This window comes from Bradyrhizobium sp. AUGA SZCCT0169 (assembly GCF_018130085.1).
In the GTDB taxonomy this organism is placed as follows: domain Bacteria; phylum Pseudomonadota; class Alphaproteobacteria; order Rhizobiales; family Xanthobacteraceae; genus Bradyrhizobium.
This window is the reverse complement of record NZ_JAFCMC010000028.1, coordinates 13,519-28,052: the sequence shown is the minus strand read 5'-3', so window position 1 is coordinate 28,052 and position 14,534 is coordinate 13,519. Positions and strand designations below refer to the sequence as shown.

The window sequence follows — 14,534 nt, the reverse complement described above, 5'->3', positions numbered from 1 at the left end:
CGAATGCTATGGAAACGGCTCTAGCCAACTACTCGTCCAGCAACTCAAGGAAGTCGCTTATTCGGTCGAACGGCTTCGCATTGCCATTGCCGATATAGATCACGCGATCGCCATCGCGCTCCAGTGACTTCGCTCTCGACTTGCGAAGCCGACCAGGGAGGAAGGTCGCCGCAACACCCTCGGGGCCGACGTCGAGCCTCATAATGCCGCGCCGCTTGCAATCTAGCCTGAGCCTCGCCGCCGCGAAAAACTCGCGCGCGGCCGGCGGCAGCCGGCCGAAACGACGTGCGGTTTCGTCCTCCAAATCGTCGAGATCATCCTCGGTGCGGCATCTGGCAATACGGCCGTAGATTTCCAGGCGAACAGCGTCCGACTGTACGTAGCCCGTGGGCAGCATATCGGCGATCGGCAGGTTCAGATCAGGCACCCACAGTTCGGCGCCACCGTCGGCGCCCTTCTCCGACGCCCGCTTGAGAAGATGGCTATAGAGCATTGGCCCGAATACCTGCAGATGGCCAGACTGCTGTTCGGAGAACAGGTCTCCGGCGCCCCGAAGATCCAGATCACGCTCGCTGATCACAAAGCCGGCGCCGGGTTGGCTGAACTCTTCCAGCACGGCCAAACGCTTCTCGGATTGTTCGGAGTTCGACTCGGTCAACAAATACGCGAAAGCACGCGTGCCGCCCCGTCCGACGCGGCCTCTTAGCTGATGAAGCTGCGACAGACCAAACTTCTCCGGCCAGCAGATGACGATGGTGTTCGCCCGGGGGATGTCGAGGCCACTCTCCACGATATTGGTCGCGAGGAGCACGTCCGCTTCACCGTCGACGAAGCTCATCATTCGATCGTCGATATCCTCGGCAGGCAACCGGCCATGGAGACATACGATGCGAAGGTCTGGAGCCGTCAACTTCACCCTTGCCAGCATCGGCTCCAGATCCTGGATACGGGGGCAAATCAGAAAACTCTGCCCGTGGCGTCTCTGCTCACGAAGCAAAGCCGCGGCGATCGCAGCGTCCGACAGCGGAGCAACCCGGGTGACGATAGGCAGCCGGTGAACCGGCGGCGTTGCAATAATGCTCAGGTCCCGGAATCCTGCAAGACCCGCCGCCAGCGTGCGCGGTATCGGCGTGGCGCTCATCCAAAGGGCATGAACGCCCTTCGCAAGGCCTGAAAGTTTCGCCTTCTCCGCCGCACCAAAATGCTGCTCCTCGTCGATGATGACGAGGCCGAGGTCGGCAAATTTCACGTCGGTCGAGGCGAGAGCCTGTGTGCCGACAACGACCTTCAGTTTGCCGCGGCGCAGCTTTTCCTTCGTATCTCTTATCTCCGCTGCCGTTGCTGACCGCGACAGATTCGCCACTTCTATCCCGAGCGGACCGAACCGCTTGCGAAACGTCTCGACATGCTGTCTGGCGAGGACCGTGGTCGGAACCGCAACAGCGACCTGTTTTCCCGAGAGCGAGACAGCCGCCGCCGCCCGCAAGGCGACCTCGGTCTTGCCGAAGCCGACATCACCGCAGACCACCCGGTCCATCGGGTGACCGGCCGCCAGATCGTCCAGCACGTCCCGGATCGCCTTGGCCTGATCAACCGTCGTGAAATACGGAAAGCGCGCGACGAATCTTTCATAGGCCGCCCCCGGAGCGACCAGCTTGGGAGCACGCCGGCGCCGTCGTTGGGCGATATGTTTCGCAAGCTGTTTGGCCGCTGCCTCGATTTCCTGCTCGGCCTCGCCACGTCTGTTCCACCACGAGCTGCCATCGGCCTTGTCTAACGTGAGCTTACCGGGCTCTACGGCGTACGGCCAGATCAAGGCGAGATCGGCAGGCGGAACAAGCGCAGCATCGTCGCCGGCGAATTCGAGCCTGATCATCTCGCGCTTTGTACCGTTGCCCATGTCGATGGTCTGCAAACGATCAAGTAAAGCCAAGCCACGCTGGAGATGAACGACGGCCGCGCCGCGCTCGGGAATATCCGGGTGATTGAAGGCGGCTGTCCAGGCTTTGGCCATCGGTTGCGGATGATGGGCACGGCTACCGAGCACGTCAGACGCGGTCACAACCAAGGTCTGCTTTTTCCCGGGAGCGAAAAAGCCCGCGTCGAAGTCGGCCAACAGCGCGCCCTCGCGTCTTCTGGCCTCCACCGCCTCGTCCCAGTTGGCGAAACGCTCCGCCCTGACCCCACTCATGCGCTCCATCGCGCGCAGATCGTCTTCGACTGCGGCGACGAAGAGCAAACGAGATCCGGCGCGTTCCGCATTGGCCACGAACGCGCGAAGAGCTTTCCTCGGCGCCGCGACTTTCGAGAAGTCGGGCGTGGCCACAAACGCCTTTTTAGCAGGAAGCACACTCATGCGCTTCTTCAGCTTCTTCCAATCCCCTCGCCCCAGATACTCGCGTTCCGAATCCCTGCGGCCAGCTGCCTCCTCGATCGTACTCAGCCAGCTGTCAGCGTGAACAGGTACTTTTGCATCAACGATCCATCGTGCCCGATCGCAATAGTCCGGGAAGGTAGCCCGCAGCGCCCGGCTACCGCCCAGCGCGAGGCGTTCCGACATCGGATCGATAATCAGTTCCTTGAAATCGGATATGACGTCATGCTCATTCGGGTCGACGGCAACAATTCTGCGGATCGCACCGCCGGAATGCTCGATCCGGTACGGCCCGAGAGCACCGGCCGGGAAAATCTCGAATGTCTTGCCGTGAAAGAGCGCGGTGCCCGGATATTCTGCCTCTTCGTCGAGATCGTAGCCCAATTCCTCAATGCGTCCCTCGAGATCCTGCTCGTCATACGGCGCTTGCACCTTGAGGCTTAGGCTGATGCGCGACCAACTCGCCGGCAAAGGCAGCCGCTCCATGATCGCCTCTGCTGTCGAGACGAGCAGGATCGGCTTCTTGCTTCTGGCAAGGCGGCGCAACACCGAACTCCGCCTGCCGGCGATCTCGCGCGACGGTTCCAGCCCATCGAAGGGCAACGTATTCAATCTGGGGAATACGAGAACATCGAGCGATGGATCGAGTGCATGGACGATACCGCCGAGCCGCTCGGCCCTGTTCTCGTCTTCAGCGAGAAACACCAGCCCATCACGACCGGACTTTGTCCACTGCTCGCGAAGATGGAGCGCCAACATGCCGAGGGGCGAGGCCGTCGAGATCGCGGAGCCCGCGGATTGTCTGCCTGTCCTGGTGGCGCTTTTCCTGGTCACGCCGCGGGCGCTGACCTTCCTGGTTTTCTTCACGAAACTTCCATCATCATTCGACAACTCAGGTGCCGCAAATCGCCGGCAAATACAAGTTATCCACTTTGTACGCTCCCCTGGACGGCGGCGCTCATCGCGCAGCAGCGGGAAAATAAGACGAGCGCTAGAAGATACTGAATTGGCATTCGAGACACAAAAGTTTCGTTCCATTGTTTTTGACTATGACGGAACTCTGAGCAGCTCAAATGACAACGATCGGCTACCCTCACCGAAAATCGTAGAAAATCTAATACGGCTTCTAGAGGGGGCGTGGTCGTCGGCGTAGCCTCCGGCCGAGGCGGTTCGATGGCTGATCATCTGACAAAAGTCTTCGACCAATCACATTGGCCGAAGATTCGACTTGGACTTTACAACGGCGGATGGATTGGCAAGCTCGGCGAACTGCCTCCGCAAACCGCGCGGTTAAGTGAGTTCCTAATTCACGCAAAAAGAATAATTACCAATCTTCAATCATACGGCGTACCTATCGCGGTAATAAAGGCGACTCCACCCTCCCAAATCAGCATCCGATTTGAGGCTGGCGTGAACACTGAAAGTATGTGGTTCGTAATAGTGACGCTTTCAAGCAAGCCGGATTGGAGACTAGTACGATTGCGCGAAGCAAGCACTCCATCGACGTGCTTTCACGAGGAGTGATTAAGTCCCATCGCTTGCTTTGAGATGAAGGTCGAATCCGCGCAGCATCGGTCTAGTGTAGCAATCCCCTACGCTGAGCCAAAGAGGTACGAGGCTTCAGGTCAGAACATGCTTGCCCGTAATCTCATCGCTAATACTTACAGGTGACGCATATCTCGACTCCTCGGCCCGAGTGCCACTGCCGTAAGCTAAGGTAGGTGACCTGTCAGTCCCATAGTTTGATCTCTGAGGCTTGTCGACGCGATGAGACCTCTCTGGGGAGAAAAATGTAGGACGGCGGCCGTAAGTAGGCTGACTTTGGTCGGCAGGCGGAACGAGAGGGATCGAATCCTCCAGATCGTCGCGCGGCAGTCCGAGAGCCAGAGATTCCTGATTGTGAATAGTTTAAGCCGATGATCTGGCCGAAACAAAGTATCAGGATCGCGCAGCAGTCTGGGTGAAGGATTGCCGATTCCGTCGCGCCGCGACCGGAGATCGAGCCGACACGGACTGCCAAGGTCGGGCGGCAGTCCTGATCGAACCCGTCTCTGCCGATAGTCTCCGTAAGACGGGAATTTTCGCGGGAGAGGCCGGAGACTTTCGCGACTCCGCCCCCGAAACTCAGATATCCGGAGTCCGGAGACAAAGTCGAATGCCGGAAAATTCGGGATTTCCGGCCCATTCTCGGGTCTTTAGGGAAGTCTCTTAGGGGGCCGGAATGCGTGGCTGGCGACGCAGTGTTGATCGCACCCGTCTCCGGGCAAATTCCCTGCAAACAGGGAATTTTACAGGGAATTTGGCGATTCTGGCGGCTCGGAGACCCAGCCGCTGGCCAGAAAACGCTGCAGCACAGCGTCTTTCGGGCCAATTCCCTGCGCAACTAACAGGGAATTTTATTTGGCGAACAGGTATCGTCGCGAACATAACAGGGAAACCGTAGGACGCCCGCGCGGCGACCGAACATTGCGGGCTCGAATGAACTGGCTGCCGCTAACCTGTATCTAGTGACCATCTGAACCGCCTGCACCGGCCAGACCGGCGAGAGAAGCCCTTAGTGGCATATCGCATGGGCGGCGTTCCTATGCTTGGCTGGAGGACGCAGATGTCCCCTTTGCCCCCCGATAGCGGACATCGACCAGCGCCGACGCGACGTCCGCTAAGTGCGGCGAGTTCAACCGATCGCTGCAACACATTCTGCGAACTTCTCAGCCGGCGTCTGACAGAGCAAGGTCTTTCTCGGCCTTTCGTTGAGCTGCCTCGCGATGGCACTGAGCTGGGCCTGGCTGTGCAAGGACAGATCGGTGCCCCTCGGAAGATACTGGCGCAACAATCTGTTGGTATTTTCGTTTGAGCCGCGCTGCCAGGGAGACCGAGGGTCACAAAAATAGACCTCTACCTCGGTGGCCAATGTCAGGCGATGGTCGGCAAGCTCCCTGCCCCTGTCCCAGGTCAGCGACCGGTAAAGCTCGCCGGGCAATCGCTGCGATTGCTTGATCAGTGCCGAGACGACGCTTTGGCAACTTTGACCAGCATCACGTAGCGCGAATGGCGCTCGACAAGCGTTGCAATATAGCTATTCCTCGACCCACCGATCAGATCGCCTTCCCAATGACCGGGGACCGCACGATCTTCGACCGACGGCGGTCGTTCGCTGATGGATACGGCGTTCTTAATCTGGCCGAGCCCGTTCCGCTTTGATGCTTGCGTGCCTGGATCGGCGGACCGTGCGCCTCGCCCTCAGGTGCTCAAGAATCTCCTTCTTCAGCACGCCGCGCGCCTGATGAACAGGCTGCGATAGATCGTCTCGTGCGACACCTGCTTTTGAGGCTCCACCGGATATATGCGTTTTAGCCAGCCGGCAATCTGCTCCGGTGACCATTGCCGCCGCAGCAGGGTCGATACTGTCCGCCTCAGGAACGGACGGCAAGCCAGCTTACAAAGCTTTGGACGCCGCGCCCGATCCCAGGCGGCCTGATCGGACCCGGCAGCCCGATAGCGATCCGTTCCGCCATTGCGCTGGACTTCACGGCTGATGGTTGACGCAGATCGTCCCAAATGGCGCGCGATCGACCGCAACGAGCAGCGCATGCTGAGCCATCGAGATATCTCCTCTCGTTCAGAAAGGCTGAGCTTATCTTTGGCTCGGCACCGATCTGGAGGGCGGATACCACCCGTTGGCGAGATCACAGAGAAGACTGGCGAGGACTCCTGGTCAACCCGCGCCCGATCGAACTCATGGGCTCGCCGGCTTGCCAGCGATCCCAGATCTCGGACCGCTGAGCGGCCGAGTAATAAATGCGACGTCGCTGGTTCATGTCCACACTCCATCTTTGATAAAGATTAGAGTGTTGCGCTGACCAATTGAACTCGCTGCCAAAGTCGGGCATATTGGTTCACGCGGTTGCAATCCGTAGTAGATCAGCGATGCGTTTGTCGTACCCAAGTTGACTGGCTCTAATTGGCGCAACGAAGCGACCTTCTGGGCCATGAACCTCTTCCGCGCGTTCGGCCCATCGGCGGGCGTCATCGCGCCGCCCAAGCGCCATTGTGCAGCAGCACAGCAATTCGAATGTCGGACCAAACACGGGACGCAAGGCCAGCGCCCGGTTCGCGCTTTCCAGCGCCTTATCCGGCATATCGCTGAGAAGTTCGGCGTAGGCCAGCAAGATGTGCCACGCCACGTTCTGCGGGTCATTAGGATTGAGCGTGAGCCCGTGCCGAAAAGAAGCCATCGCGCGACCTGCATCGCCATCGAATAGCCGTGCCATTCCAAGCACGAGATGGCCGAGCGCGAAGCTCGGATTGAGTTCAATCGCGCTCTGCGCCGCGAGCGCGCCGGTGTTGGCGGAGCCGGCGTAGCAGCTAACGATGGCGAAAGAGTAGTGCGCATAAGGATCGCGCGGGTCGAGCGCGACCGCGCGGGTAGCGGCCTGCATCCCCTCCCGCCCGTCGGCGGCAACATCATCGCTCCACCCGTACGCGATGATGCCGGCGCTGACCCGGCCGAGCCAGGAATGCGCCTCCGAGAGGTCCGGATCGGCTGTACAGGCGCGACGGAACAGGTCGCGCGCGGCGCGATGCCCTTCACAGGTCACCTTGTGAAAATGCCACATACCCTGTCTTACCAAGTCCCACGCCGTCATATTGCCGGTATGACGCACGATCGCCAGCCGCGACTCGCTCTTGAGAAGCTCAGGCTCGATTGCCGCGACCACGCGCTCGGCAATTTCGTCTTGAATGGCGAACACATCGGCCATCACGAGATTATAGCGTTCGGCCCACAGATGCGCGCCATCGCTCGTATCGATCAGTTGCGCCGAGATCCGCAGTCGCTCGCCGGAATAGCGCACGTTGCCGTGCAAAGCATAGCGCGCGCCGAGCTGATCTACGGCCTTGTCTCGGAGAGCGAAGGCCGAGCTGCGGACAACAACGCGAAACCAGCGATAACGCGCGAGCGCGGTGATTATGTCATCAGTGATGCCGTCGGCGAGGTATTCTTTGCCTGGTTCCTCGCTGACGATGCCGAACGGCAGCACCGCGATCAGCGGCCGCACATCTAAGACATCGGCGCTCTCAGTCGGCATTTCCGCGCCCAACATCGCGCCAGCGAAGCGGTAACCAACTCGCGGGACCGTCGCGATCCATTCGCCGCCATCGTGGGCCGCGCCGAGAAGCTTGCGCAGCGCAGCGATCTGAACTGACAAGTTGCTTTCCTCGACGGTGGTCCCGGGCCACGCCGTATCCATCAAAGCGGCCTTTGAGACGGCCTCGCCGGGCGCTCGCAGCAGCGCGGCAAGCAGGCGAACGCCCTTCTGGTTGACCGCCATCGGTCGTCCGTCACGCAGCAGTACGCCGCGCGCGGGATCGAAGACAAACGGGCCGAAGGCAAGCCGCTGCATCAGACGAGCGTAGCCCCACGAAAGTACGCTGAGTAGCCACCATTCGCAAAAATTCGGAACTTTTCGGAGCGCATTTTGAGACATTTGCGCAGCCGGACCACATTCTCCCGTCATCGACACACCCTTGGAGAGAACGATGAGCAATTCGAGCGCAACTAAGGTGAAATCAGCCGCCACAACCAGCCGTCGCGGGATTGTTGTGAAGGCCGGGCCGGAGCACCGTGTCCCGCAGGGTTCGGATTACCGGGCTGGCGTCAGCGCCGAAACCACCGGATCAGAGGTAGTCTGGCTCGGCCTGATGGCGCTGCCGTCCGGCGGCCGCACGAGAGCGCATGTGCACGAGCACCACGAAACCGCGCTGTACATGATGAGCGGAGACATTCTGGAGCTTTGGACCGGAGATGAGCTTGAGCACTGCGATACGGTCCAGCCGGGGGACTTCGTCTACATTCCGGCGAACGTGCTGCACGTCGCGATCAATCGCGGCGCAACGCCTGCTATCTTCGTCGGTTCGCGGAATGAAGCGACCGCGCGCGAGAGCATGGTGTTGCACCCTGAGATGGACGCACGGGTGCCATAATTCCGCAAGCGACCTCGTGGCCCACTAGGTCAGCTAAGAGTCAATCGCGTCGGTTCGGCCGGACCACCGCATCTTCCGATCTACCCCGGTGAACGGACATTCGCTGGATAGGTGAGTATGTCTCAAAGGTGCCCCATTAGCCGACATCTGCCCAACGCGCAGTGAGCACGTCATGCAGGCTTCGTTTACTGCGTTACTCTTGGATTGCTCGGTTAATCTGCGCACCAACCACGAAGTAGCTCAAGGTCGCTGTCGGGTATCGCGCAGGGGCAGCGGCTGATCTCCAAGCATGCCATTAACAATCACAGCGCGTGCGGTGTCGAGATTGACGCCGTGCCGCTTGATGAGATCCGAGGCGTCACCAATGATCGCGTCGACGTCCTGCTTGATCTTCATCGTTTTGTAGTGGTCGTCTTGGTGCAGCCCCATGCAGGTACCGACAATGTCGAGGACATTGAGAATCCTGAACGGCCAATCGCGTTCATGCGCGCACAGCTCGCGATGGTCGGTATGGTAAACCGATATCAGGGCGTCGACGCCGGCTTTCGCGGCCAGCTCCAGCTCTTTCAGGTGCAGCTCTCTCTGGTACGTGGGCAACGATGCAAGGCTGTTGCTTTGCAGACCGACCGCCGGAACGTCGAGCTTGACGATAGTGACGCCGGGGACTGCCCGTAACAACTCTTCTGCCGCCTCGGCAACGCCAGCCACCCCTGGATGCCGATGCAGCGCGACGTCAAGCTCGACCCGGTTCTTCAGAAACGGCCGCAACGTATCGAGATTGCGATGCAGAAATCGCATGAACGGCGTCATGTCAAATGGCTTTTCTCCGGTTGTACGTTCGAAGGTCGGCAGCATGTTCTCGGAGAATTGCACGAAGCAGCTTGGGCACCACGACAGCACTTCGCCGGTCTTCGACTGTGCAAGTTTGGAAATGGTGTTGCAGGCAAAACGTGACGAGGTGTCGGTATCGCCGGCGCGTAGCTGCAGGATGCCACAGCAGTGGGACGGTCCACCCATGACCTGATAGTCGATGCCAAGAACATCCATGATATCGAGGCAAAGCAGCGCCAGGTGCGGGGTCCTCAGCACGTTGCAGCCAGTATAGAATACGAGGTCCGGCAATTCGACGCGCGGCGGCTGCCTGGACGGTCGTTGACCGAGCCGGATCAAGGCCTCCTCCGAGAGCTGAAGCTGCGAAAGCACGCTCACGTCCTGGCTCATCTTCCTGAAGGCGTCGACGCCGCGCTTGCGCCGCGCGGGCGGCTCGCTGCCCTTGCGCGTGAGCGCGACCCGCGCCATCGCGAGAAGGAAGCGCGGGTTGACACCATAATCGCACACCTTGATGCACTCGCCACTCAGCGTGCAGGCCTTGGCCCATTTCTCGGCCTCGGCCGTTCCCGCACCGAGCCTCAGAATGTCGAGCACGCCCGTCACCGTTGCGGACGGGTCCGACGCCGCGAGGCCTGCCGGTTCAGTGATCGGGCACGCAGCAAAGCAAGCGCCGCACCTGGTGCAGGCGTCGAGCATATCGTCGACGCGCGCGGACAGCGCGTCCTCGAAACTGGTGCTCTGCATGTCCGAATACATACCTCACATGGCGCCCAGTAGCAACGCGGGCCGACACTTGGCGTTCAAACCGTAATTGTCCGGCCTGGGTCAAGCCGAGAAGTCCGGATGCTCAATCGGGAGGTCCGCTGTGCCCTCAATAACGGACATTGTCAGCCAAGCCCGTCAGGTCCGAAAAGTGCCAGAAGCAGAAGTGCATAGCATGCCTAGTGTCTGTGAACTAACGGGCGCTGCTTTTGCCGTCGCGAGGCAATTTCAACCAGCTTCGGTTAGTGGAGCTAGATGGCCTGCAATGAGACAGCGCCTTTGACTTAGTTGAGAGCCGTCGTCAGCGGGCCCCAGGTGGGTTCGATTCCCATCCGGTCTCGTGATAGCATCGGTTAGAACTGAGGAGAACTGAACATGGCGATCGCCTATTCTCCGAAAGACGACAAGACCACCACATCCGCCCCAGCGCGTACGCTGCCGTCGATCAATTTGAAGAAATGGGTCGAGCAGCACCGCCACGAGATGGTCCCGCCCGTCAGCAACAAATATCTCTACGACGGCGAGGACTTCTTCGTGATGCTCATCAACGGTCCCAACGCGCGCAATGACTTTCACCAGAGCAACAGCGAGGAATTCTTCCATCAGCTCCAGGGCGACATTATCGTGCGCATCGTCGAGGACGGGCGGATCAAGGACACTCCCGTGCGCGAGGGCGAGACGTTCTTCATCCCGAGCAACGTCCCGCACAGCCCGACGCGCCCGCCGAACACGCTGGGCCTCGTGGTGGAACGAAGGCGTCCGCCGGGCGAAACCGAGCACCTTCAGTTCTACTGCGACAACTGCCATGCGCTAGTCGAGGATATAGAGTTCGACTGCAAGGACATCGTTGTCCATTTCAGGCGGGCGATGGAAGACTTCTGGGCCGACCCGGATCGCAGCATGTGTAAGAGTTGTGGGACGCGGGTGACGAAACCCAAGCCGATCAAGCGGATCACGTTCGAGCCGGTCGTGAGGATCGAGCGCGAGCCGTAATGCTGATGAAGATCGACATCCGATCCTATGCGGATCGGAGATGGCTCGTGCAAGATCGTCGCTGAGGACTGAAATGCCAACATCGCCCAATGCCCTGGTTGGCTTTGGCTTATGATGTGAAATTCCAAGCAGACACAAGCTCGCGAGCAGACGTTTACAGCGACGTCTCGCTTGTCGGACTGCGGCCATGGCAGAGATCTGGCCGCTGACGGCGCTGCGCCGAGGCTCCTTGCTCAATAGAGTACCGACGGCAGATAAGCGCCCTTGGGCTCGTTGTAGAGGCCGATCGTCATTAGGGTCATCTGGTGCACGAGTCGGAGACGATTTTGCAGGCACCAGCGGAATAGTTCACTATTGCGGGTCGGGACCAAAAAGCCGCCGCCGGGAAAGCCCGGAGCAGATCCGATCAGGGCCTTCAGACCTTCGTTAGTCTCGGCGACGGCATGGGCAAAGAACCCGACATCCGTCGCGTAGGCGGTGATCTGGCCAAGATACTCGACGACCCGCGCTGTCCCTGCATTAATCGCGTCGTCGAGTTCGCCGCAACGATCGTGACCGTGAACCCGCTGGCATAACAAGTTGCAGGCCGCGAGATCGGCAGCACGGGCCGGACGCACGTCGTACCCCGGCAATCTGACGCCCAACGGCGCGCCGTTCATTTTCGAGATCGTCTCGCGGGTGTCAAAGCCGAGCTTGGCGTACAAACACAAAGAACGATTGTGAAATGTGGATTGCAGCAGCCTCACCCCGGCCGCACGCCGCTCGCTCGCGCGGTCGAGCGCAGCCTGCATCAACCGGCGCCCGATCGTCGCGTTCTGTGACGTCGGATCAACTGTGATCGGCCCGAGGCCAGCAATCGAGCCGCGTTCGTCGAGAAAGTTGCTGCCGACAACATTTCCGTCCTTTTCGGCGACCACCGAGTAGAACCCCGGGTTTGACAGCAGCATCATCAAGACCTGCGTCGCCACCTCTGCCGATGGAAAATCCCATGGGAAATTGTGCTCGTCGTCAATCGCCCTGAACGCCTCGAAGCAGATTTTGCCGCAAATGGTGGCATCCGACGGCGCGCCGGGTCGCAGCACGATGCTCATTCGTCTTTCCCCTGATCCAGGGGTTTCAAGCTGCAGCTTACTGCTCTCATCATAAATAATCCAGAGCTTCACTGCTATGCGCCTCGGCCTTTTTCAGAGTACGGAAGCAGGAGTTCCCGCCAATTGTGGTCTGCTCGTCGAGGTCCGGGTTGGGTCAAACGCGTCACTTTGACAGCGCGCCGCGAACTTCCGCTCTTCCCCGATCAGCTCGCCGATCAGGAGCGTCAGGTCCGAAAAGTGCCATGAACGGAAGTAGACAGGTCGCGCGTGCAGACCCTATGAAGCTGGCAGTTCGCGGTCGAATATCTGACCGTAATCAACAATCGATGCGCGCGTGCCTGAGATGCGCAGGGCATGCCAAAACGCAACCTGGTTCGCTGTCAACACCGGCCGTGCGAGGTCCTCTTCCAGAGCCTTGATGGTTCCGACGGCCCGAAAGCCATTGCCGCCAATGAAGACCGCTTCGGCGCTCCTGGGTGTGTTGGCGCGGACCCACTCATAAAGCTGGCCGGGATGTATGGCGCGCTGGTCTGAGGGCAGGCCGGCCGAGCCGTTGTGGACCACTTCGAGTCCCTCTCCTTGAAAGTATCCGGCACCCTGTTGACTGAGCTCGGCAGAGAACCAAGGAGGGTTGATCAGTGCGAGCTTTGTTACGCCGAGTGAGGCGAAGGCGAGGACGGCCGCCGCGCACGGAATGACCACAGGGATACCTCGGGTGCGCGCTTCCAGGCGCTTCTTGAGCGCCGCATCGTCGGCTGCACCTCGCACATAGCTGCTACTGGTGAAGCCATATACGATCGCATGGAGCGGGGCTGCTGCCAACAGATCGGCGGCATCGTCCACGAGCGGCGGCTCGGCAAAGGCGCGCACGGGATCGTCAGCAATTTTCTGATCCATCTTCCCACCTGGAGCATAGACGCCAAGAGGGACGCGGGTTGCGTGGATCGAAACCCCGTCCGGGGCCATGGCTCCGAATTCCGCCTCTGGCCCGATGTCTGCGTGGGGAGTTAGCAATCCTATTCGCGCTCGCCACCCCCATCCATCCGGCTGCCACATTGCCATCTCCCTTGAAGGCACGGCTTCGAATATCCGTCAAAAGTTACGCCGCCGTCCTGACCCTGAATAGCTGCCACTTCTCTTCAAGGCCCCTCAAAAAATGCTCACCCGCGTCATCGAGTTCGATGCCTGAGCCAGCGACAAGGTCCTTAACCGTCCTTGAAACGACTACTTCACCTGCTGTCGCGGTATCCATGATACGTGCCGCAAGATGAACGGCAATCCCGAGCACATCCCCGTCGCTCCGCTCCACTTCTCCGGTATGCAGCCCCGCGCGAACTTGAATGCCAATCGGTGCCATCGCCTCCATAATCGCCATTGCACACCGGATTGCCCGTGCTGGGCCATCAAAGTCGACCAGAAACCCATCTCCCGTCGACTTTATCTCGTTCCCACGAAAGCGCATGATTTCCCGACGAACAGTCGCATCATGTGCTTGCAGTAACTCGCGCCAGCCCTTGTCCCCCAGTTCCCGAGCTCGTTCCGTAGAAGCGACGATGTCGGTAAATAGGATCGTCGTCAGCACTCGCCGTGACGCCGTTGTGGTTCGTGTTTCGGCGCCTGGCTCCACAACAAAATCCAAAATCGTATCGGCAATGAGTGTTGCGTTGTCACCAAACCAGCACATATGGTCGGGCCCTTCTAATTCAATCAGCTTCGCGTGCGGAATGTGGCTTGCCAGAAAACGCCCGGCCTGAATGCTGACTGTCGGATCTTCTGTTCGGTGTAATATGAGAGTGGGGACGCGAACCGACGGCAGGATACCATCAATGTTGATGCCGCTATTCAATCGCATCAAGCTCTTTACTGCTGATGGGCTGCCGCCGAGTCTTTCCCACCGGCCCCACCAACGTTGAAATTCCATATCGCCCTTCTTCGACGGGGCAAACGCCGCAAGGCTCTCACCGGTACCCCATTTTGTGTCGACATAGTCAAGAAACGAGTCAAGCTTCTGCTTTGTCGGAAACCAGTCTGAAAACCGCGCGAAAGCACCGTACAACACAAGCGCCGAACAGCGTTCAGGATGGGCGGCAGCAAAGAGCACTGCAAGTGATCCACCCTCCGAAACGCCCATGACAGCCGCCCTTTCAACCCCGGCGGCATCCATCACAGCCCGAGCATCGTCCTTTCGCTGTTCGAGACCAGGCAACTGGCCCAGGCGATCGGAAAGACCCGTGCCTCGCTTGTCGAACAGGATAACTCGCGCCCGGCCTGCTAAATGGTTCAGCCAGTGAGCTGCTTCTGGCCAATCCCAATAGTGCTCGATGTTGGAAATAAAGCCCGGGATTATGACGAGGTCGACCGGGCCAGTTCCAAAGGCCTGATAGGCGATATGAACATCGCCGCTCTTCGCGTAGCGAATTTCAGGTGCCACTGAATGGCCTCATCATCCTAGAGGACCCATATCGCCACCATAGCCGATCAGATGAGCGCGCGCGATCTCA

8 protein-coding genes and 1 pseudogene are annotated in these 14,534 nt (G+C 59.7%); 2 read left to right on the top strand and 7 right to left on the bottom strand.

Annotated elements, in window-relative coordinates:
• Nucleotides 1–28: 28 nt before the first annotated feature.
• The 3 genes and pseudogenes from JQ609_RS25480 to JQ609_RS25470 form a co-directional block, all read right to left on the bottom strand.
• Nucleotides 29–3,133, bottom strand: a complete 3,105-nt coding sequence (locus JQ609_RS25480) for a helicase-related protein (RefSeq protein WP_212275641.1) — start codon at nucleotides 3,131–3,133, stop codon at nucleotides 29–31.
• Nucleotides 3,134–5,048: 1,915 nt separating this feature from the next.
• A pseudogene (locus tag JQ609_RS25475) lies at nucleotides 5,049–6,192 on the bottom strand (IS30 family transposase).
• A gap of 78 nt (nucleotides 6,193–6,270) precedes the next feature.
• Nucleotides 6,271–7,920 (bottom strand): winged helix-turn-helix domain-containing tetratricopeptide repeat protein, encoded by a 1,650-nt coding sequence (locus JQ609_RS25470; RefSeq protein ID WP_212275573.1) that lies wholly within the window; start codon nucleotides 7,918–7,920, stop codon nucleotides 6,271–6,273.
• On the opposite strand from JQ609_RS25470, the gene JQ609_RS25465 reads away from it, so the two are divergent.
• The gene (locus JQ609_RS25465) at nucleotides 7,913–8,356 is read left to right on the top strand and encodes a cupin domain-containing protein (protein WP_212275571.1); all 444 of its coding nucleotides are present in this window, start codon (nucleotides 7,913–7,915) and stop codon (nucleotides 8,354–8,356) included. The two genes, JQ609_RS25470 and JQ609_RS25465, sit on opposite strands and share 8 nt — an antisense overlap.
• Nucleotides 8,357–8,596: 240 nt before the next feature.
• Here JQ609_RS25465 and JQ609_RS25460 read toward each other — a convergent pair whose 3' ends face one another.
• Nucleotides 8,597–9,931: a (Fe-S)-binding protein gene (locus JQ609_RS25460; protein ID WP_212275569.1), complete on the bottom strand. Its 1,335-nt coding sequence runs from the start codon at nucleotides 9,929–9,931 to the stop codon at nucleotides 8,597–8,599.
• A gap of 393 nt (nucleotides 9,932–10,324) precedes the next feature.
• On the opposite strand from JQ609_RS25460, the gene nbaC reads away from it, so the two are divergent.
• Complete coding sequence (nbaC, locus tag JQ609_RS25455; RefSeq protein WP_212275567.1) at nucleotides 10,325–10,942, top strand: 3-hydroxyanthranilate 3,4-dioxygenase; 618 nt, start codon at nucleotides 10,325–10,327, stop codon at nucleotides 10,940–10,942.
• Between the two features lie 233 nt (nucleotides 10,943–11,175).
• On the opposite strand, the gene JQ609_RS25450 is transcribed toward nbaC, so the two are convergent.
• From JQ609_RS25450 to JQ609_RS35825, 3 genes are all read right to left on the bottom strand, one after another.
• Nucleotides 11,176–12,033 (bottom strand): GNAT family N-acetyltransferase, encoded by an 858-nt coding sequence (locus tag JQ609_RS25450; protein WP_212275564.1) that lies wholly within the window; start codon nucleotides 12,031–12,033, stop codon nucleotides 11,176–11,178.
• 276 nt (nucleotides 12,034–12,309) lie between these two features.
• Nucleotides 12,310–12,930 (bottom strand): hypothetical protein, encoded by a 621-nt coding sequence (locus JQ609_RS25445; RefSeq protein WP_212275562.1) that lies wholly within the window; start codon nucleotides 12,928–12,930, stop codon nucleotides 12,310–12,312.
• 202 nt (nucleotides 12,931–13,132) lie between these two features.
• Nucleotides 13,133–14,464 (bottom strand): adenylate/guanylate cyclase domain-containing protein, encoded by a 1,332-nt coding sequence (locus JQ609_RS35825; protein WP_212275559.1) that lies wholly within the window; start codon nucleotides 14,462–14,464, stop codon nucleotides 13,133–13,135.
• Nucleotides 14,465–14,534 lie beyond the last annotated feature (70 nt).